The 18,837-nt window shown below is 72.3% G+C and carries 19 protein-coding genes; 5 read left to right on the forward strand and 14 right to left on the reverse strand.

Annotation, left to right across the window (positions count from 1 at the left end; translation table 11 throughout):
* Window positions 1–20: 20 nt before the first annotated feature.
* On the reverse strand, window positions 21–194 hold the full coding sequence (locus ABUW04_RS02690; protein ID WP_380562288.1) for a CsbD family protein: 174 nt from the start codon (window positions 192–194) through the stop codon (window positions 21–23).
* Window positions 195–419: 225 nt separating this feature from the next.
* Window positions 420–590 carry a hypothetical protein gene (locus tag ABUW04_RS02695; protein WP_030256732.1) on the reverse strand — a complete coding sequence of 57 codons (171 nt, stop codon included), beginning with the start codon at window positions 588–590 and terminating at the stop codon, window positions 420–422.
* A 205-nt stretch (window positions 591–795) separates the two neighbouring features.
* On the opposite strand from ABUW04_RS02695, the gene ABUW04_RS02700 reads away from it, so the two are divergent.
* Both ABUW04_RS02700 and ABUW04_RS02705 read left to right on the forward strand, forming a co-directional pair.
* Window positions 796–1,467 carry a PRC-barrel domain-containing protein gene (locus tag ABUW04_RS02700; RefSeq protein WP_380562290.1) on the forward strand — a complete coding sequence of 224 codons (672 nt, stop codon included), beginning with the start codon at window positions 796–798 and terminating at the stop codon, window positions 1,465–1,467.
* Between the two features lie 7 nt (window positions 1,468–1,474).
* Entirely contained in the window at window positions 1,475–3,127 is a 1,653-nt protein-coding gene (locus tag ABUW04_RS02705) for an alpha-amylase family protein (RefSeq protein ID WP_380562292.1), read from the forward strand.
* A gap of 83 nt (window positions 3,128–3,210) precedes the next feature.
* Here the strand turns inward: ABUW04_RS02705 and ABUW04_RS02710 are convergent, their stop codons facing one another.
* The 3 genes from ABUW04_RS02710 to ABUW04_RS02720 all read right to left on the reverse strand — a co-directional run bounded on the left by ABUW04_RS02710 (window position 3,211) and on the right by ABUW04_RS02720 (window position 6,391).
* Window positions 3,211–4,035 (reverse strand): carbohydrate ABC transporter permease, encoded by an 825-nt coding sequence (locus ABUW04_RS02710; protein ID WP_380562294.1) that lies wholly within the window; start codon window positions 4,033–4,035, stop codon window positions 3,211–3,213.
* A 113-nt stretch (window positions 4,036–4,148) separates the two neighbouring features.
* Window positions 4,149–5,060 (reverse strand): carbohydrate ABC transporter permease, encoded by a 912-nt coding sequence (locus ABUW04_RS02715; RefSeq protein WP_380562296.1) that lies wholly within the window; start codon window positions 5,058–5,060, stop codon window positions 4,149–4,151.
* Window positions 5,057–6,391, reverse strand: a complete 1,335-nt coding sequence (locus tag ABUW04_RS02720; RefSeq protein WP_380562298.1) for an ABC transporter substrate-binding protein — start codon at window positions 6,389–6,391, stop codon at window positions 5,057–5,059. Before ABUW04_RS02720 ends, ABUW04_RS02715 begins: the two co-directional genes overlap by 4 nt.
* 219 nt (window positions 6,392–6,610) lie before the next feature.
* On the opposite strand from ABUW04_RS02720, the gene ABUW04_RS02725 reads away from it, so the two are divergent.
* Complete coding sequence (locus tag ABUW04_RS02725; protein ID WP_380562300.1) at window positions 6,611–7,399, forward strand: alpha/beta fold hydrolase; 789 nt, start codon at window positions 6,611–6,613, stop codon at window positions 7,397–7,399.
* On the opposite strand, the gene ABUW04_RS02730 is transcribed toward ABUW04_RS02725, so the two are convergent.
* The 3 genes from ABUW04_RS02730 to ABUW04_RS02740 form a co-directional block, all read right to left on the reverse strand.
* Complete coding sequence (locus tag ABUW04_RS02730) at window positions 7,389–8,537, reverse strand: MmpS family transport accessory protein (RefSeq protein ID WP_380562302.1); 1,149 nt, start codon at window positions 8,535–8,537, stop codon at window positions 7,389–7,391. The two genes, ABUW04_RS02725 and ABUW04_RS02730, sit on opposite strands and share 11 nt — an antisense overlap.
* Window positions 8,534–9,514 (reverse strand): hypothetical protein, encoded by a 981-nt coding sequence (locus ABUW04_RS02735; RefSeq protein WP_380562304.1) that lies wholly within the window; start codon window positions 9,512–9,514, stop codon window positions 8,534–8,536. The genes ABUW04_RS02730 and ABUW04_RS02735 overlap by 4 nt, the downstream gene beginning before the upstream one ends.
* A 94-nt stretch (window positions 9,515–9,608) precedes the next feature.
* The gene (locus ABUW04_RS02740) at window positions 9,609–10,145 is read right to left on the reverse strand and encodes a helix-turn-helix domain-containing protein (protein ID WP_380562306.1); all 537 of its coding nucleotides are present in this window, start codon (window positions 10,143–10,145) and stop codon (window positions 9,609–9,611) included.
* Window positions 10,146–10,181: 36 nt separating this feature from the next.
* Here ABUW04_RS02740 and ABUW04_RS02745 point away from each other — a divergent pair, with 36 nt between their 5' ends.
* A complete protein-coding gene (locus tag ABUW04_RS02745) occupies window positions 10,182–11,477 on the forward strand; it encodes an alpha/beta hydrolase family protein (RefSeq protein WP_380562308.1) in 1,296 nt (431 codons plus the stop codon).
* 36 nt (window positions 11,478–11,513) lie between these two features.
* Window positions 11,514–12,539: an AraC family transcriptional regulator gene (locus ABUW04_RS02750; RefSeq protein WP_380562310.1), complete on the forward strand. Its 1,026-nt coding sequence runs from the start codon at window positions 11,514–11,516 to the stop codon at window positions 12,537–12,539.
* Here ABUW04_RS02750 and ABUW04_RS02755 read toward each other — a convergent pair.
* From ABUW04_RS02755 to ABUW04_RS02780, 6 genes are read right to left on the reverse strand one after another with little or no spacing between them, the layout of a single operon-like run.
* On the reverse strand, window positions 12,536–13,678 hold the full coding sequence (locus ABUW04_RS02755; RefSeq protein WP_380562312.1) for a phosphotransferase family protein: 1,143 nt from the start codon (window positions 13,676–13,678) through the stop codon (window positions 12,536–12,538). The genes ABUW04_RS02750 and ABUW04_RS02755 overlap by 4 nt on opposite strands.
* On the reverse strand, window positions 13,675–14,433 hold the full coding sequence (locus tag ABUW04_RS02760) for an SDR family oxidoreductase (protein WP_380562314.1): 759 nt from the start codon (window positions 14,431–14,433) through the stop codon (window positions 13,675–13,677). The genes ABUW04_RS02755 and ABUW04_RS02760 overlap by 4 nt, the downstream gene beginning before the upstream one ends.
* Complete coding sequence (locus ABUW04_RS02765) at window positions 14,430–15,230, reverse strand: SDR family NAD(P)-dependent oxidoreductase (protein ID WP_380562316.1); 801 nt, start codon at window positions 15,228–15,230, stop codon at window positions 14,430–14,432. Before ABUW04_RS02765 ends, ABUW04_RS02760 begins: the two co-directional genes overlap by 4 nt.
* Window positions 15,227–16,516 carry an acyl-CoA dehydrogenase family protein gene (locus ABUW04_RS02770; protein WP_380562318.1) on the reverse strand — a complete coding sequence of 430 codons (1,290 nt, stop codon included), beginning with the start codon at window positions 16,514–16,516 and terminating at the stop codon, window positions 15,227–15,229. Before ABUW04_RS02770 ends, ABUW04_RS02765 begins: the two co-directional genes overlap by 4 nt.
* A gap of 10 nt (window positions 16,517–16,526) precedes the next feature.
* Window positions 16,527–18,059: a sensor histidine kinase gene (locus ABUW04_RS02775; RefSeq protein WP_380562320.1), complete on the reverse strand. Its 1,533-nt coding sequence runs from the start codon at window positions 18,057–18,059 to the stop codon at window positions 16,527–16,529.
* Window positions 18,052–18,747 (reverse strand): response regulator transcription factor, encoded by a 696-nt coding sequence (locus ABUW04_RS02780; RefSeq protein ID WP_380562322.1) that lies wholly within the window; start codon window positions 18,745–18,747, stop codon window positions 18,052–18,054. Before ABUW04_RS02780 ends, ABUW04_RS02775 begins: the two co-directional genes overlap by 8 nt.
* Window positions 18,748–18,837 lie beyond the last annotated feature (90 nt).

Below are 18,837 nucleotides of genomic sequence, written 5' to 3' on the forward strand. Positions count from 1 at the left end.
ACGGAACCAGACGCACGGGCTCAGTCCTTGAGTGCCTCCTTGGCCTTCTCGACCGCCTGCTTGGCGTCGCCCTTGACCTGGTCGCCCTTGCCTTCGGCCTGCAGACGCTCGTTGCCGACGGCCTTGCCGGCCGCCTCCTTGACCTTGCCCTTGAGCTTGTCCGCCATGTTGCCGGCCTTGTCCTCGGTGCCCATGTGCCGCTCCCGTCGTTCGTAGGTCGTCTCTTCTCCACAGCGCCTACCCCTCGCTTCCGGGGGCACACGGACAAATGAAGGAAATATCGCCGCGAGCAGATCCTGGGCCGTCCGGACGGATTCCTTTCCGGAAATTCAGACAGCCACGAACTTTGTACCGGTCATGCCGATGCGCCGCCCCGACAGGGGCGGCGCATCAGGTATTGCGAGGGGCCAGGAAGCGAGCTACCAGCGGTACCAGCGGCCGCGACCACCGCCGGAGCCCGCACCGCGGAACACGAAGCCCAGCGCCCACACGACCAGCACGATGATGGCGATCCACCACAGAATATGAACCGCGAAGCCCACGCCACCCAGAATCAGGGCCAGCAGCAGAACCAAAAGAAGTGCACCCATTGTTTATCATCCTCCTGGCCAGCGTGTGCCCCCGCATCGACGCACCAAACAAACGCCCTTGCCGACGTCGATGAGAACTCGAGGCCACGAAAGAGCAATAGGGACCCGGTCGGTCGCCGCAGGTGTCCGACTCCGTCGACCGGGAAGGCGATCCGTCGCGCCGGTGCGGCGCGACGGATCGAGGCGTGGAGAGAAGGAAGCCCAAATGGATGCCTCCTATGCGATCGGCGAGCCGGTCAGCTGCAGCGACGGTGAGTGCGGACGACTGGACCGGGTGCTGCTGGACCCGGTGGCGCTCAGGCTGACCCATCTGGTGGTGGATCCCGGGCACGACGTCAGCCGGCTGGTGCCGGTGGACCTGGTCGACGAGAGCCGCGAACCGGGGGGCGCCGGCGTGCTGCTGCGGTGCGACACCCGGGCCTTCCGGATGCTGGAACCCGCCGAGGAGACCGAATTCGTACCGGCTGACGAGGACACCCTGGGGTACGGCGCCGACCAGGTGATCCTGTGGCCCTACTACGGGCTGGGCGCGGGCACCGCCGGCATCGGGGCACCGGGGCTACTTCCGGTCCTGGGCGCCGGCACAACCGCGCCGACGACACACGAACGGGTCCCCAGCGGTGAGGTCCAGATCCGGCGCGGCCAGCGGGCCGAGGCCACCGACGGGGAGGTCGGCCACGTCCAAGGACTGGTGGTCGACCCGCAGGACCAGTGCGCGACCCATGTGCTCCTGCAGGAGGGGCACCTGCTGGGCAGGAAGACCGTGGCCGTTCCGATCACCCTGGTGACCAGCGTCGGCGACACCGTCCGGGTACACGGGAGCAAGAAGGAACTCGCCGACCTGCCACCGGTCGACGTCGACTCCGGCCACCCCTAGGAGCAGCATGATCGGGCACTGGTACAAGCAGGCAGTGGTCTACTGCGTGGACGTCGACTCCTTCCAGGACTCCGACGACGACGGCGTGGGCGACCTGCGCGGCCTGATCAGCCGGCTGGACCACATCACCCGGCTCGGCGCGACCTGCCTGTGGCTCAACCCGATCCATCCCTCGCCGATGCGCGACGGCGGCTACGACGTCACCGACTTCTACAACGTGCACCCGCGGCTGGGCACCCTCGGCGACTTCGCCGACCTGCTCCGCGCCTGTGCCGACCGGGGTATCCGGGTGATCATCGACCTGGTGGTCAACCACACCTCGGACCGCCACCCCTGGTTCCGTTCGGCCGTGGCCGACCCCGGGTCGCCCTACCGCGACTGGTACGTCTGGTCCGCCGACGAGCCCACCGACCGCAGGCAGGGCATCGTCTTCCCCGGCGAGCAGGACGAGACCTGGACCTGGCAGGAGGAGGCCGGTGCCTGGTACTACCACCGCTTCTACGACTGCGAGCCCGACCTCGACATCGCCAACCCGAAGGTCCGCGAGGAGATCAAACGGATCGTCGGATTCTGGGCCCAGCTCGGGGTGGCCGGCTTCCGGGTGGACGCGGCACCCTTCGTGATCGAGCTGACCCGCCCCGACGTCCCCGACCCGGAGGAGGACTGGGCCTTCCTGACCGAGCTGCGCGAGCACCTCTCCTGGATCCGCGGTGACGCCGTCCTGCTGGCCGAGGCCAACGTCCCGCCGGACCGGCTCGTCGACTTCTTCGCCGACGCGGGCGGCTCCGACGACCGGATGCACCTGCTGTTCGACTTCCCGCTCAACGGCCGCCTGCTGCTGGCCCTGGCGACCGGGGAGTCCGCGCCGGTGACCGAGCTGATCCGGAACAGCCCCCAGCTGCCCGGACCGGCGCAGTGGGCGACCTTCCTGCGGCTGCACGACGAGGCCGACCTCAGCCGGCTCGAACCCGCCCAGCGCAAGGCCGTCTTCGCCGCCTTCGCCCCCGACGAGTCCATGCAGTTGTACGGCCGCGGCATCCGCCGCCGGATGGCCCCGATGCTGGGCGGCGACCAGCAGCGGCTGCGCCTGGCCTATGCGCTGATGCTGTCGCTGCGCGGCACTCCGGTGATCCGCTACGGCGAGGAGATCGGCATGGGCGAGGACCTGCGGCTGCCCGGACGCGAGTCCATCCGAACCCCGATGCAGTGGTCCCAGCACCCGGGCGCCGGCTTCAGCGGAGCTCCGCGCCGCGGCCACTCCCCCGAGCTGATCAGGACCGGTCCCTACAGCTACCACTCCGTCAACGTCACCGAGCAGCGGCGCAATCCGGACTCGCTGCTCTCCTTCCTGGAACGGGCGATCCGGATGCTGCGCGAGTGCCCGGAGGTGGGTCGGGGCAGCTGCCGGGTCATCGACGCCGACCTGCCGGCCTCCGTCCTCGCGCACCGCGCGGACTCCCCCACCGGCGCCGTGCTGTTCGTCCACAACCTCTCCGACCAACAGGTCACCTTGGACCTGGGCCGTCTCGACGGCACCGGCCCCGACTTCGGCGAGGTCTTCGGCGACCGCCGCTACCAGGAACCCGAACCGGAGCTGAGCGGGCTGGAACTGGGCGGGTACGGCTTCCGCTGGATCCGCCTCAGCCGCACTGCGGCATAGCCGGACAGTCAGCTCTCCGCGTCCTCGGCCACGGCGAGGAGAGCCTTGCCGCAACAATCGGGGTCGGCCGGGTCAGCGGGACCTCAGCCCTTGACCGCGCCGGCGAGCATGCCGCTGAGGAAGTGGCGCTGGAAGAAGAGGTGGAGCAGCAGCACCGGGGTGATGACGATGAGCGTCGCGGCGGCGAGCATCGGCACGTCCACGCTGTGGGCGCCGACGAAGAACCCCAGGCCGGCCGGGGCGGTGCGCTTGGCCGGGTCCTGGATCAGGACCAGTGCGAGCAGGAACTGGTTCCAGCCCCAGAGCGTGTACAGCAGCCCGAGCGTGGTCAGCGCGGGGCGGCAGCAGGGCACCAGCACCCGCCACAGCACGGTCCAGCTGCCCGCGCCGTCCAGTGCCGCGGCCTCGACCAACTCGGCGGGCAGGGCCAGGAACTGCTGGCGCATCCAGAATGCGCCGAAGGGCATGAAGAGGCCGACCAGGGCCAGGACCAGCGCGAGCGGGGTGTCGGTCAGCCCCAGGTCGCGCAGGTCGTAGTAGAGCGGTACGACCGCTGCCTCGTACGGCAGGGTCAGCCCGAGCAGCAGGAACGCGAACAGCGCGCCGCGTCCGCGGAACTCCATGGTCGCGAAGGCGAAGCCGGCCAGCGTCGCGCAGAACAGCGCGAGCGGCACCACACCGAGTACGACCACGGCGCTGTTGCGCAGCAGGGTCCCGAATCCCGCTGCCGACCAGGCGGCGCCGAAGGTGCTCAGGGTCGGGTGGGCGGGCCAGGACAGTCCGGACACGACGGTGCCCGGCGGGTTGAGGGCGGCCAGCAGGAGGCTGGCGAAGGGGATCAGCACGGCGAGGGAGAACACCGTCATCACGACCGGTCCGGCCAGGTCCGCCAGATCCGGGCCGCGCACCCGCAGCCTGCTCCCGTTCCGGAGCCCAGTTTCCGCCACCGGGTCCGGATCCGGCGCGGGGAGGCCGGTCCCGGGTGCTGCGCTGTCACCGCGTTGTCGGACGGGGGTGGTGGTCACGGCTTCTCCCGGGTGAGCCGGCTGATGGCGAGGACCACCAGGCAGATGAGCGTGCTCAGCGCCACGGCCAGCGCGCAGGCCCCGCCGACCTGGCCGTCGGTGAACGCCAGACGGTAGATCAGCACACCGGGGACGATGGTGGAGTTGCCGGGGCCGCCGCCGGTGGTCACATAGACCACGTCGAAGCCGGCCAGCGCGGCGATGACGGTGACGGTCAGTGCGACGCGGATCTCGGCGCGCAGCCCGGGGAGGGTGACGGCGCGGAACTCCTGCACCGGTCCGGCGCCGTCCAGGCGGGCCGCCTCGTAGAGGCTGGTGTCGATCTTCTGGATGCCGGCCTGGAAGACCACCAGGCACAGACCCGTCATCACCCAGGTCCCGACCGCCCCGACGGCCACGTAGGCCCAGGTGAAGTCGCCCAGCCAGGCCCGGGTGAGCGAGCCCAGGCCGACCGCGCGCAGCGCCTGGTTGACGGTGCCGTCCTCGGCGTACATCCAGCGCCACACCACGCCGACAGCGACCAGTGGCACCACCTGGGGCAGGAACAGCACGGTGCGCGCGATCCGGTACCGGCGCCCGCCCCGGCCACCGGTCACGGCGGCCAGCAGCAGGCCGACGGCCACCGGCAGCAGGGCGAAGAAGATGACGAAGCCCAGCGCATGCTCCAGCGCCGCGAGCATGCTCGGATCGCTGAGGACCTGTCGGTAGTTGCCCAGGCCCGCCCAGGTACCGAGGGTGACGCCGTCCCAGGTGAACAGCGACAGCCAGATCGTGTGCAGCCACGGCAGTGCGACGAAGGCCGTGTACGCCAGCAGGGCGGGGGCCAGGTACAGGTAGGCGATCGGTCGCCGCCGCGGGGCGGTCCCGCTGCGGTGGCGCCGCAGGGCGCGTGCCGTCGGGAGGCTCACCGGTGCCCCTTCTGCCAGTCCGCCTGCAGCGCGGCCACGTACTGCGCCGCGCTGGACCTGCCGCCGATCAACTCCTGGCCCGCGGAGGTCAGGGTGTCCGCCATGGTCGCGGTGGTGTTGTTGAAGAACGGCACCAGGCCGTTGCCCCGGTTCACCTTCGCCCAGGCGGCGGCGATGTCGGCGAGCACGCTGCCGGACGGTGCGATGACCGCGTCCGCGTGGGCGAGCGGCATGAAGCCGGTGCTGAACTCGATCTGCGCGGCCCGGGCGCTGCCCATGAAGTTCAGGAACGCCGCGGCCAGGTCAGGGTGCCGGGCCCTGGTCGGGATCGCGTAGGCGACCGAGGTGCCGATCCCGGTCACCGGTGCGGACGCGGTGGCCCCCGGCAGCGCGAAGAACCCGGCCCTGCCCGGCATCGCCTTGTCGATGAGGGCCCCGTCCCAGCTTCCGTCGAAGAGGAACAGCCCCTGGCCCTTGGCGAATGCCGCCACCGATCCCGGCAGGTCGGTGCCGTTGGCACCGGCGGGCAGGAAGCCCTGCCTCGCCCAGTCGGCCAGGTCCTCGGCGCCTGTGGTGCCGCCGGGCGAGGCGATGGTGGCGTGCGGCACGCCGTAGGCCCAGGCGGTGCTCCTGGCCGCGCCGTCGACCGAGTCGGCGATCGACTGGAACACGAAGCTGGCGTGGCCCTGCAGGTTGCCCAGCTGGATCGGCACCGCACCGGCCGCCTTGGCCTTGGCCAGGTCGGCCTGGAAGTCGGCGAAGGTGGTGGGCGCGGTGATGCCGAGTCTCGCGGCCAGCGCCTTGTCGTAGTAGACCCCGACCAGGGAGAAGCCGGCCGGCGCCGCCCACAGGTGCCCGCTGCCCAGTTGCCTGCCGTCACTGCTCGCCCGCCACTGGTCCAGCTCGGTGCTGGGACAGGCCCGGTCCCACCGGTACGCGGCGACGTAGGGGTCCAGGTCGCGCACCAGATTGGCCCTGACCGTGGTCCCGATCATGTTCAGCAGTGCCAGGTCGGGCGCGTCGGCCGAGGAGAGGGTGAGGTTCAGGCTGGTGTTGTAGTCCCCCGCCGCCGTGTACCTGTAGTCGATGGTGACGTTGGGGTGCAGCTTCTCGAAGGCCGTGGCCAGGGCCCGGGTCGTGCCCGAGTTCTCCGAGCTCGACACCGTGAGCGTGACCCTGCCGGTGGGAACGGCCGTCGACACCGGACCGGACGGCGCCGGGGCCAGCTGGCTGCCGGCCCCGGGAATCAGCGCACTGCACGCGCTCAGCGGCACCGCGGCGGCCGCGACGCAGACGGCGAAGGTGACGCAACGTCTCGCGGCACGGCGCACGGGGGCTCCTCGGTCCAGGACGGAACGGACTGACCTGGCCCGACTTTCGCAGCGCACTCGCCGCGCCGCGCGCCGCCTCGCCGATGACGCCCACTCAACTCGCACGGTCGGCCGTGCCCTGCCGGCACACGGTCGAATGCGCAGAGGCGGAGGACTCCTAGCCGGTAGCCGTTCGGGCGTACGGTGCGCCGTCGCCGAGCGGCGCATAGGGTCTCCGGTGTGCGCAAAGCAATCACCCGGGACGGCGCCGCCGTCGCCTACCAGACCGCCGGCCGCGGAACGCCGCTCCTCCTGCTGGCCGGGCAGGCCAACACCCACCACTGGTGGGACGGGGTGCGGGAGGACTTCGAGGACGGCTACCGCACCATCACCCTCGACTGGCTCGGCACCGGCGCCAGCGACAAGCCCGACCGCCCCTACAGCACCCGGGGGTTCGCCGCCGACGCGGTAGCGGTGCTGGACGACCTGGGCGTGGAGCGGGCCCATGTCTACGGCACCTCGATGGGCGGCCGGGTCGCCCAGTGGCTGGCCGCCGACCATCCCGACCGGGTCGGGGCGCTGGTCCTCGGCTGCACCTCGCCCGGCGGCGCGCACGGCGTCGAGCGCGACAACACCGTCCGCAGGTCGCTCGCGCAACCCGACCGGGAGGCCGCGCGGCAGGCCCTGCTGGACCTGATGTACACGCCGGCCTGGACCGCCGCGCATCCCGGCCCGCAGCAGACCCTCGGCGACCCCGAGCTGCCCGGCTTCGCCCGGCGGCGCCACCTGGCGGCCAGCGCCGAACACGACGCCTGGGACGCGCTGCCCGGCATCACCGCCCCCACCCTGGTCATCCACGGCACGGACGACCGGTTCAACCCCGCCGCCAACGCGCCCCTGCTGGCCGAGCGCATCCGCGGGGCCGCGCTGCACCTCATCAGCGGGGCCCGGCACGCCTACTTCGAGGAGTTCCGCGCCCTCGCCTCCCCCGCGGTGCTCACCTTCCTCGACGGAGAGGTCACGGGGTGACCCGGAGCGAGGAGACCAGGGTGTTGGTGTCGGGCCAGAGGGTCCTGACGGTGGCCGGCAGATCGATCCAGAGGACGGAGGGGCGGGGTCGGCCGGTGTCGACGACCACGACCACGGAGAGGTCCATGGTGGCCTGCACACCCTTCTTGGTGAAGCGCATCTCCCGGGCGACCAGCCAGGCCTTGTGCCCGCTGACCGTGAGCGGCTGCGAGGCGACGTCACGGCCGTCGGTGGCGTCGTCGACGAAGTTGTACTTCTGGAACTGGTCCTGGACGGCGGAGGCGGCAGCGTGCAGCCCCGCCTCGGTGGCCGTGTAGTCGTCCAGCAGGTCGGAGTCGACCAGGCCGGAGGCGATCTGCGCGGACCAGGCCTTCTCCGTGTCGAAGTCCTGCTCCCGGTCGAACCCGTCCCAGGACGGGTCCGACGCCTCGCTCGCGTTCCACCGGCCCCCGAACTCGTCGTAGGAGAGGTGCGCGTCGGAGTCGGTGACCCGCCCCTTGACCGGCGATCCCTTGCCCGGGTGGGCGGGCAGCCGGACCACCCCGCTCAACCGCGACACGGTGTTCCCCGTGGCCGAGGGCGCGGGTGAGGCCGGGGCGCTCCCGGACGCTCGGGCCGTGGCCCCGGCCGGGACCGTGGCGCCGGGGAGGGGCTTCTCCTCGCCCGCGGTGCCGAGGCAGTAGGTGCCCGCGTAGGCGCCGGTCGCGGTGGACTGCTTGACCACCACGCCGTCGGCCAGCAGGGTGCAGGTGATGGCGGTCGCCTCGCCGTCCTCGCCGGCGGTCGCGTCCACACTGACCGACTCGCCACGCTTGAAGGTGAACGACGCCCGGAACGGCAGCGCGGCGTCCGCGTGGTGCGCCGACCCGGTGGGGGTGTCCACACTGAGGTTCGCGGTCGAGCCGGTGCCGGTCACCACGTACTCGATGACCACCGTACGGGCCGGGGCCGGTCCCTGGCCGAGCTGGATGCCCCAGGCGATCAGCAGGATCACCTCGAACAGCGCCAGCAGGCCGGCCAGGAGGAAGAGCCCGTCCGGCACCCGTTCGAAGACCTGCCGTCCCCGGGCCGACATGCCCCCGGCGGGTGCCGTGGCGTCCGCGCTCTCTGCCTCGGCATGCTCCTTCGTGGTGCTCATGCGCTCCGCACCTCCTGACCGGCCTTCAGCGCGTCACCGAGGCTGCGCCGCAGTTCCGCCAGCGAGCTGCCGCCGGTCAGGGCCTCGATCTCGGCGACGGCCAGGTCGTCCTGGACCGAGCGCGCGACCAGGTCGCGCATGCCCTCGTCGAGTTCCTCCAACTCCCTGACGGCCTGCCACTCCTGGTACGCCGCATCCGCGGCGCGGGTGCTCTCCGCGTAGCGCTCCAGCGCCTCCACCCGGCGCTCGAGCGCCTCGCCGGAGACGCGCAGCGCCTCCTTCCTGACCTGCAGGACCTCCAGGAAGCGCGGGCTGTCGGCGCCGTCCTCCGCGGCGTCCTCGACCTCCCGGCCCAACCGGGCGAGTTCGCCCAGTGCCCGGGCGGTGTCCCACTCCTGGGCGGGCAGGGAGACGGCGTTGGCCACCTCGTCCAGCATCCCGTCCCGGTTGACCTCGGACTCCAGCACCCGGGCGACCGCGACCCTGGCCCTGGTCATCAGGGACAGCGGTGACACCCCGATCAGCCGGGTCAGTTCCGGCGGGCCGAAGTCCTCGGCGGTGCGGTAGCGGCCGTGGCACTCCCGGCCGACCCTAGCCGCCTCGCTCTCGCCGCAGCCGAACACCAGCAGCGCGGCCCAGGTCAGCACCTGGAGGACCAGCAGGGCGGACATGAACCCGTTCACCCCGAACCACAGCGCGCCTGCGACCAGCAGGAGTTGGGCGATGCCGCCGAGCAGGAGACCGCGGGCCCGGCCCAGCGTGAACGGATGGACCAGCACCGGCAGGAAGCCGCCCAGGATCGCCAGCGGGAGCATCGCCAGCACGTCCGCGCCGTTCCGGCCGCCCCAGCGGGGCGGCCCGGGCGGCGGACCGGAGGCCGGTGCCAGCTCCTCCGGCCGCGCCTGCTCCAGCAGTTCACGCTCCCGCGGGTCCAACGACGGATCGACCACCGGCCGTGCCACAGTCAGTTTCCGCACCGAATTCCTACCTCCCGGATCTTGCGCATGATGCTGCCAGCCCGGAACGGCGGTTGTCAGTCCTTTTGCTGATCACACAGGGAGGCGGAACGGCTCACTGCGGCGGGGCTTCCACCGGGAAGTGGATCGGGCTCAGCAGGTACTGCGCTCGGCCCGGGCCCGGGCGGTTGGCCAGCTTGGGCACGATCGCCGCGCGCATCTCACCGATCAGCTGGTCCAGTTCCTCCGGGCTGAGCCAGAGGGCGTGTTGCCGGTAGCCCACCTGGTCGGCCACCGGGTCGGCCTGCTCGCGGTCCAGGTAGGCGTTGAACTCGGCCAGCAGGGCGGTCATCGCGGTGGCGAAGGCCTGCCGGTGGTCGGCGGGGGTGAGTGAGCGGACCGCCTCGGGGCCGATCACGGCTCGGTCCTGGCGAAGCCGGTAGTGCCGCTCCACCGCGCCGCGGACCCGGCGTTCCTCGGCCACCTCCAGGATCCCGCCGGTGACGAGCAGGTCGATGTGCCGGTAGACGGTGGCCTTGGAGGCTTCCGGGATGCGTGCGCAGAGCTGAGCGGTGGTCAGCAGCCTTCCGCCGCCCATCGCGTGCACGATCCGCAGCCGGATGGGGTGGGCGAGCAGTTCCAGGGAGTCCATGTCGCAACCTTCTCATATCTGCTACCTTTCTCAATTATGCGAATGGATGAGGCGGGAACACTGAAGGTGGCACGGGACTTCGCCGCGCTCCTGGTGGCGGAGCGTTTCGCGGAGACCGTGGAACTGTTCGCGCCACCGCTGCGCGCCGCGGTGTCGGCCGATGCGCTCCGGCTCGCCTGGGCCGCCGAGGTCGCCGGACAGGGCCGGGTCGGCACGATCGGGGAGCCGACGAGCGAGCCGGGCGAGGCCGACCTGGTGCGCGTCCGCATCCCGATGGCCTGCGCGAACGGCGGCTTCACCGTGGTCACTTCGGTCGGCGCTGACGGCCTGCTGCACGGTCTGCGCATCGCTCACGGCGAGGACGGCGCCGACAGCCCCGCCTGGCAGTCACCGCCCTACGCGGACCCGGCCCGGTTCAGCGAGCAGGAGGTCCTGATCGGCAGCGGCCCGCTCGCCTTGCCCGGCACGCTCAGCCTGCCAGTCGGACCCGGCTCCGGACCGTGGCCCGCCGTCGTCCTGCTCAGCGGCGGCGGCGCGTTCGACCGGGACGAGAGCAGCGGCCCCAACAAGCCGCTCAAGGACCTCGCCTGGGGACTGGCCACCCGACAGGTGGCGGTCCTGCGCTTCGACAAGGCGACCTTCGCACACCCGGAGCGTCTGCCGGCGGACTTCACCATGGCCGACGAGTACCTGCCGCCTGCGCTCGCCGCCGTCCGACTGCTCCGGGACCGGCCCGAGGTGGCTCCGGACCGGATCCACCTGCTCGGCCACAGCATGGGCGGCAAGGCGGCGCCCCGGATCGCCGCGGCCGACCCGTCGATCGCCGGGCTGGTGCTGCTCGCCGCGGACGCCCAGCCGATGCACCAGGCCGCCGTCCGGGTGGCCCGCCATCTCGCGGAGCTCGCCCCCGGTACCGGCGCGGACCAGGCGGTGGCGGCGCTGACCCGGCAGGCCGCACTGGTGGCCGGCTCCGAACTCACGCCTGACACCCCGTCGGAACTGCTACCGCTCGGCCTCTCCGCCGCCTTCTGGCTCGACCTGCGCGGGTACGACCCGGTGGCCACGGCGGCCGGCCTCACCTGCCCGATGCTGATCCTGCAGGGCGGGCGGGACTACCAGGTGACCGTCGCCGACGACCTGACGCGCTGGCAGGCCGCGCTCGCGGACCGGCCCGAGGTGACGATCCGGATCCATCAGAACGCCAACCACTTCTTCTTCCCCGGCAACGGCCCCGCCACCCCGGCCGAGTACGCACACCCGGGCCACGTCGATCCTGCGGTCGTGGACGAGATCGCGACCTGGCTGACCGCGGTAGCGCCGCGCCGCCCGTGATTTGATCCTGGGCGACACCGGCGCCATCCTGTGAGCATGTCCCTGGTGCGGTCGGCAGGCCTGCAGAAGTTCCGACAGTCCGTCGAGGCTCTGGGCGGAGATCCGGAGGTGTACGCCCGCAGGGCGGGTCTGCCCGTCGACGCGCTGGACAGTGACGAGCTGCTGGTCGAGGACTCCGCCCTGGCCGCGGTGCTGGAGATCGCCGCAGCCGACCTCGACTGCCCGGACCTGGGACTGCGGGTGGGCCGGACCCAGGACTTCGGCATGCTGGGTCCGCTGGCGGTGGCGATCCAGCACTCCCCCTCGGTCGCCGACGCGCTCGCATGCACCTCCCGGTACATGTTCGTCCATGCCCGCGACCTCAGCGTCGCACTGGTGGAGGACCCCGACGGATCCCGCGGCGTGGTCGGGCTGCGGTACTCCTTCAGCGCGGGCAAGCGGCCGCTGCCGCAGGCCACCGACATGACCATGCTGTTCCTCCACCGCGCGCTGGAGTTCCTGGTGGGCGGCCGCTACGGCCTGCGGTCGGTCGACCTGCCGCACCAGCCGGCGGCGCCGCGGTCGCGGTACGAGGACGCCTTCGGTGCCCGGGTCCGCTTCGGCCGCGACGCCGCGCTGCTGCGGGTTCCGTCGAGCCTGCTGTCACGCCCGCTCGACGGGGTCGACGAGACCCTGCGCCGGCTCGCGCTGGCCTTCCTCTCCCAGCAGTCCTCCGAGGCCAGGCCGCTGGTGACGGCGAAGGTGCGGACCGTCCTGGACCAGTCCCTGGGTACCGGCTCCACCGAACTCGTCGACGTGGCCCGGGCCCTGGCCGTGCACCCGCGCACCCTGCAGCGGCAGCTCGCCGCGGAGGGCGAGTCGTTCGCCTCCGTCCTGGACTCGGTGCGCCGGGCCAGGGCGCGCACCTACCTGACCACGACGGACATGCCGCTCTCCCAGGTCAGCGACCTGATCGGGTTCGCCGAGCAGGGGGTCCTCAGCCGCTGCGCCCAGCGGTGGTGGGGACGGACGCCGTCCGCACTGCGCCAGGAGGCACGCAGCCGCGCCCGGCACCGTGCCTAACCGGGCGGCGCGCTCCCGACCTGGGCCTCGGCGAGCTCGGGGCCCATCCGCCCGGCCGCGGAGATCAGGCGGCGGCAGCGCAGTTCGAGCACCACGACCGCGACGCCGAAGAAGCGGAACTGCCTGTTGGTCGTCTGCCTGGCCAGGTACCGCTGGTAGACCTGCTGGGCGATGACGGCGACCCGGAACAGCCCGAAGACCTGGTACCAGGCCCATTCACGGTTGGTCACCCTCATACCGGTGCGTGCGCAGTAGTGGCTCACCACCTGCTCACGGGTCATCATCCCGGGCAGGTGGGTGGGCTGGCGGCGGAAGGCCTGCAGGTGCCTGCCGTCGTCGGCCTGCACCCAGTAGCCCAGACAGTTCGCGAGGTCCATCAGCGGGTCGCCGACGGTGGCGAGTTCCCAGTCGAGCAGACCGACCGACCGGGTGGGGTCCTCCGGGTCCAGGACGACATTGTCGAAGCGGAAGTCGTTGTGCACCAGCGTGTGCGGCCGGTCGGCCGGCTGGTTCGCGGCCAGCCAGCCCATGACCCGCTCGAAGCTGCCGACGTTCCAGGTGCGCGCCCTGCGGTAGCGCTCCGACCAGCCCTCGACCTGACGGCGCACATAGCCGTCGCCCCGGCCGAGGTCGCCGAGGCCGGTGGTCGCCAGGTCCACCGCGTGCAGGTCCACCAGCAGGTCGATGACGTTGCGGCACAGGGCGGCGGTCTGTTCGCGGTCCAGCACCACCTCGCGCGGCAGGTCCCTGCGCGGGATCGGACCGGCGAGCCGCTGCATCACGTAGAACGGCGAGCCGATCACCGCCGGGTCCTCGCACAGGGCGACGGTGCGCGGCACGTACGGCAGGAACTGTCCGAGCTGGGTCTGGATGCGGTGCTCGCGGCCCATGTCGTGCGCACCGTTGCGGTGGGTGCCCTTCGGGGGACGGCGCAGGATCAGGTCGCCGTCCGGGTAGCGCAGCAGGTAGGTCAGGTTGGAGACGCCCCCGGAGAACTGCCGCACCTGCGGCAGCGCGGCCAGGTCGATCCCGGTGCTGCCCGGCGCGGCGTTCCCGGCGAGCCAGTCGGCCATGGCGGCGACGTCGAAGGCGTCGTCGTCGCGGACCTGGCGCAGGCCGGCGATGGTTTCGTGGTTCATGTGATCCTCCGGACCACGGACAGCGGCAGGACCTTCAAGGCGAGGCCGAGCGGCAGCCACGGCCAGGTCGGCACATAGGCCTTGGCCCGGCGCCGCTCGATGGCCCTGACCATGGCGCGCACCCCGGTCGGGGTGTCGACCATGAACCGGGTGCGCTGTTCGACGTGGGCGTTCATCTCCGAGCGGATGTACCCGGGGTGGATGACCGAGACGTCCAGGCCCTGAATGGACTCCGAGCGCAGGCCCTCGGCGAGGGAGGCGATCCCGGCCTTGGTCGCCGCGTAGGTGGTCATGGATCTGCGCATGCCGCGCAGGGCGGACATGGACGAGATCAGCACCAGGTGGCCGTGGCCCTGGCGGCGGAAGATCTCCAGCGCGGCCTCGGTCTGGGCCAGTGCCCCGACGAAGTTGGTCATCGCCGTGGCGAGGTTGGCCTCGGCGCGCCCGGTGCCCAGCGGGGCGCCGGTGCCGACACCGGCGTTGACGACGACCCGGTCGACGGTCCCGGTGCGCTGCACCAGGTCGTGGAAGACCGAGGCGACCGCGGTGCTGTCGGTGACGTCGAGGGCGGCGGTCTCGACGCTGCGGCCGGTGGAGACGCGGATCTCGTCGGCGAGGGCGTCCAGCCGGTCGGTACGGCGGGCGCACAGGGCGAGGTCGTAGCCCAGCGCCGCGAACTGACGGGCCATCTCCGCTCCCAGCCCCGAGCTCGCCCCGGTGATGAGGATGGTGCCGCGGCGGTTCTGCCTGGTCATCCCTGCTCCTCCCGCAGCTCGGCGCGCCGGATTCGCGCGCCCGCAGCCAGCATCTGACGGTCGTACAGGGGCCGGGCCAGGCGCTTGGTCCAGTACGCGATCCGCGCGGACCGGTCCGGCAGGACCAGGAACCGGCGCGCGTCCACGCTCTTCAGCACCCGCGCGGCGACCTCCTCGGCCCCCAGCGGGGCCCGCGCGATCAGCTTGGTCGCGACCTGGTCCATCAGCGGGTCCTCCCCGCCCAGGGAGGCGGCCAGGTTGGTGCGGAAGAACGAGGGGCAGACCACCGTCACATCCACGCCCCAGGGGCCGAGTTCGTGCCGCAGGCTCTCCGAGAGGGCGACCACGGCCGCCTTGCTCGCGTCGTAGGAGCTCATCGCGGCCGGATGCACCAGCCCGGCCAGGGACGCCACATTGACCAGGTGGCCGTGCCCCTGGGCCTTGAGCAGCGGGGCGAAGGTGCGGCAGCCGTTCACCGCGCCGAGGACGTTGACGTCCAGCACCCGCCGCCAGTGCGCGTCGTCGACCCGGTCCACGCGCCCGCCGGCGGCGATTCCGGCGTTGTTGACCAGCACGTCGAGCCCGCCGAACTCGTCGTGCACGCGTTGCAGCGCATCCGCCCAGTGCTGCGTCGAGGTGATGTCCAGCCACTGGTAGAGCGCCCCCGCCGGGACCGGCGCCCCGGCGGCGAGGTCGGTGACCAGCACGCGATCTCCGCGGGCGGCGTAGCGGGAGGCCAGGGCCGCGCCCAGGCCGGAGGCGCCGCCGGTGATCAGCACACGCCGGACGCGGCTCATCGCGCCGCCCGGTGCTCGCTGTGGCTGCTGTGCCTGCTGTACTTGGCCAGCTCGACCCGGGCGACGACGTCCTTGTGCACCTCGTCGGGGCCGTCGGCCAGGCGGACGGCCCTGGCGGCGGTCCAGGCTCCGGAGAGCGGGAAGTCGCTGGAGAGTCCGGCGCCGCCGTGGATCTGCATGGCGAAGTCGATGACCTGCTGGGCGACGTTCGGCGCCGCCACCTTGATGGCGCTGACCTCGGCGAGCGCGCCCCTGGCGCCGACGGTGTCGAGCTTCCAGGCGGCGTCCAGGATCAGCAGCCGGGTGGAGTCGATGGCGATCCGTGCCTCGGCGATGCGTTCGCGGTTGCCGCCGAGGTCCGCCAGCGGCCTGCCGAACGCGGAACGCGACAGGCCGCGCTCACAGGCCAGGTGCAGGGCCCGCTCGGCCAGGCCGATCATGCGCATCGCGTGGTGCACCCGGCCGGGGCCCAGGCGGCCCTGGGCGATCTCGAAGGCCCGCCCGGGGCCGGCGACGATGTGCGAGAGCGGGACCCGGACGTCGGTGAAGGACACCTCGCCGTGGCCGAAGGGCTCGTCGAAGAAGCCCATCGTGTCCAGCATCCGCTCGACCTTCACCCCCGGGGTGTCCCTGGGGACCAGCACCATCGAGTGCCGGGCGTGCTTGGGCGCGCCCGGATCGGTGAGCCCCATCACCACCAGGACCTCGCAGTTCGGGTGCCCGATGCCGGTGGTCCACCACTTGCGGCCGTCCAGGACCACCTCGTCGCCCTGGACCACGGCTGTGAGCTGCATGTTGGTGGCGTCCGAGGACGCCACCCCCGGCTCGGTCATGGCGAACGCCGAGCGGATCGACCCGTCGAGCAGCGGGTCCAGCCAGCGGTCCCGCTGCTCCGGGGAGCCGTAGCGCAGCAGCACCTCGGCGTTGCCGGAATCCGGTGCGTTGCAGTTGAACACGTACGGCGCCAGGAACGACCATCCGGTGGCCTCGGCGATCGGTGCGTAGTCCAGGTTGGTCAGACCGGTGCCGCCGCGGGTACCGAACCGTTGCGCGTAGGGCCCCTCGTGGCCTGCGGGCAGGAACAGGTTCCACAGCCCCTGCGCCCGCGCCCGGCGCTGCAGTTCGTACAGCTCCTCCGGCACCTGCCACGGATCCGCCCCGCCGGTGCGGCGGGCCTCGCCCTGACGCCGGTGCAATGCGTGCTCGATCGGGGCGATCTCGTCCCGGATGAACGTCCGCACGGCCTCGGTGAGCTCGACCGCGCGGGGAGAAGGGGTGAAGTCCATGACCATCACGCTAGGGACGGTCGGCCGCCTCTGCTTGATCCTGCGCGACAGTGATTTGATCGAAGGCGACAGGCCGGTCGAGGTACAGCACGAATCGGGCACCGGGTCCGTCTCCGGGAGCCAGCTCCAGCCTGCCGTGCTGGCTGTGGGCCAGGTCCCGGGCGATGGCCAGGCCCAGTCCGGTGCCGCCGCTGTCGCGGTCCCGGGCGTCCGCGAGCCGGGTGAAGCGGTCGAAGACCCGGTCGCGGTCGGCCGCCGCGATTCCGGGACCGTCGTCGGCGACCTCCAGCACCGCCTGACCCGGCTCCTGTCCGGGCCGGACGGTGACCTCGACCCGGGAGGCGGCGTACCGCAGTGCGTTGTCCAGCAGGTTGCGCAGCAGCCGCTCCATCTGCCGGGGGTCGGCCAGCACCGGGACCGGACCGGCTGCGGAGCAGGTCAGCCGAGGGGCACCGGCTCGGGCGGCGCTCGTGTAGCCGCGCACCAGCGAGGCCGCGAGGTCGGCCAGGTCGAAGTCGGTGGGCGTCGGCGGGGCACCGGCGTCCAGGCGGGCGAGCAGCAGCAGGTCCTCGGTGAGCGCCTGCAGGCGTCTCGCCTGGCGGGCGGCGCCGGCCGTGGCGGCCGGCCAGTCGGCGCGGTCGGGGTAGGCCAGGGCCACGTCCAGGTCGGCGAGCAGTACCGTCAGCGGGCTGCGCAGCTCGTGGGCGGCGTCCGCGATGAAGCGCCGCTGGGTGCCGGCGGCCTCGTCCAGCCGCTGCAGGGTGGAGTTGATGGTCACCGCCAGCGCTGCGATCTCGTCACCGGTGTCGGGGACCTCGACGCGTTCGCGGGGGTCGTTCGCGCTGACGGCGGCGGTGCGGGCGCGGATCGCCTCCACCGGGCGCAGCGCGCGGCGGGTGGCGAGGTAGGCGACCGCGGCGACCAGCAGGACCCCCAGCGGGACGGCCGGGATCAGGACCCGGTCGGCTGCGGCCGCGGTGTCCTGGGCCTGGAACGGGGTGACCACCACGAAGATCCGGATGACCGCATCCGCCGGTAGGTCGCGGTACACCGACTGCGGAGAGGCGTCGGCGGCCTGCCGGCCGGGTACGTCGGTGCTCAGGACGGGGAAGGTGCGACCGGCCAGCGGGCTCCCGGCGCTCCCCGGCGGGGTCCCGAAGTGGATGGTGGTCGGTGGGTCCGTGTCCGGGACGCTCCCGCGGCGCGGCGCGGGGAAGAACGTACCGTCACCGGGCTCAAAGACGTCCAGGTCGGAGCTGCCCGTGGTGTACAGGCTGCCGTCGTCGGCGATGACCTGGTAGGGGAACGGGCCCCAGCCGCCGCCGAGGGTGTCGCCCCGACCGATCGCCTGGGACAGGGCGCCGAGCTCGTCCTCGGCTTGGAAGCGCACCGATGCCATCTGGGTGTCGACCAGCTGCGTGCGCATCCACAGGGCACCGACGGTGAACAGGACGGCTGCGGCCAGTCCGGCGGCCAGTGCCGATCGGGCCCGGATCGAGCGCGGGCGGCTCCGGGCCAGGACCCGTCGCAGACGGCTAGTCATCGACGGCCCCGCTGCTCCCCCGGTCGTCCACCAGGCGGTAGCCCACCCCGCGCACCGTCTGCAGGGAGCTGCGGCCGAACGGGGTGTCGATCTTTCGGCGCAGTGCGCTGATGCGGACCTCGACCAGGTTGGGGTCCTCCGCCTCGTCCGGCCAGGCGTGGTGCAGGATCTCGTACTTGGACACCGCCTCGCCCGGGCGACGGGCCAGGACCTCGGCGACCGCGAACTCGCGCGGGGTCAGTGCGATCTGCCGCCCCGCCCTGCGGCAGGTCCGGGCCGCCAGGTCCACCGTCAGATCACCCACCGTCAGCAGCGGCGCGGCCTGGCCCGGTGCCCGGCGCAGCAGTGCGCGCAGCCGGGCCACCAGGACCAGGTAGGAGAAGGGCTTGGCCAGGTAGTCGTCGGCTCCGGTGTCCAGGGCCTCGGCCTGGTCCCAGTCGCCGTCCTTGGCGCTCAACACCAGGATCGGCGTGCCGATCTGCTCACGTCTCAGCTCGGCGCAGACCCGGTAGCCGTTCAGCAGCGGCAGCATCAGGTCCAGGATGATCGCCGCGTAGTCGCCGGTCCGGGCCTTCCACAGGCCCTCACGGCCGTCGTGGGCCAGGTCGACGGAGTAGCCCTCGGCCGACAGTCCGCGCTTGAGCGTCGCTGCCAGCTCCCGCTCGTCCTCCACCACCAGGATCCTCACCGGGCCAGCCTGTCACAGCGCGCTCCGGGCTTCCTGATCGCGCGGTCAGGTTGGGACAGCAGGGCGTCAGCACCCCTTGGGCACAGTGGC

The sequence above is a fragment of the Streptacidiphilus jeojiensis genome, assembly GCF_042510965.1.
GTDB lineage: Bacteria > Actinomycetota > Actinomycetes > Streptomycetales > Streptomycetaceae > Streptacidiphilus > Streptacidiphilus jeojiensis.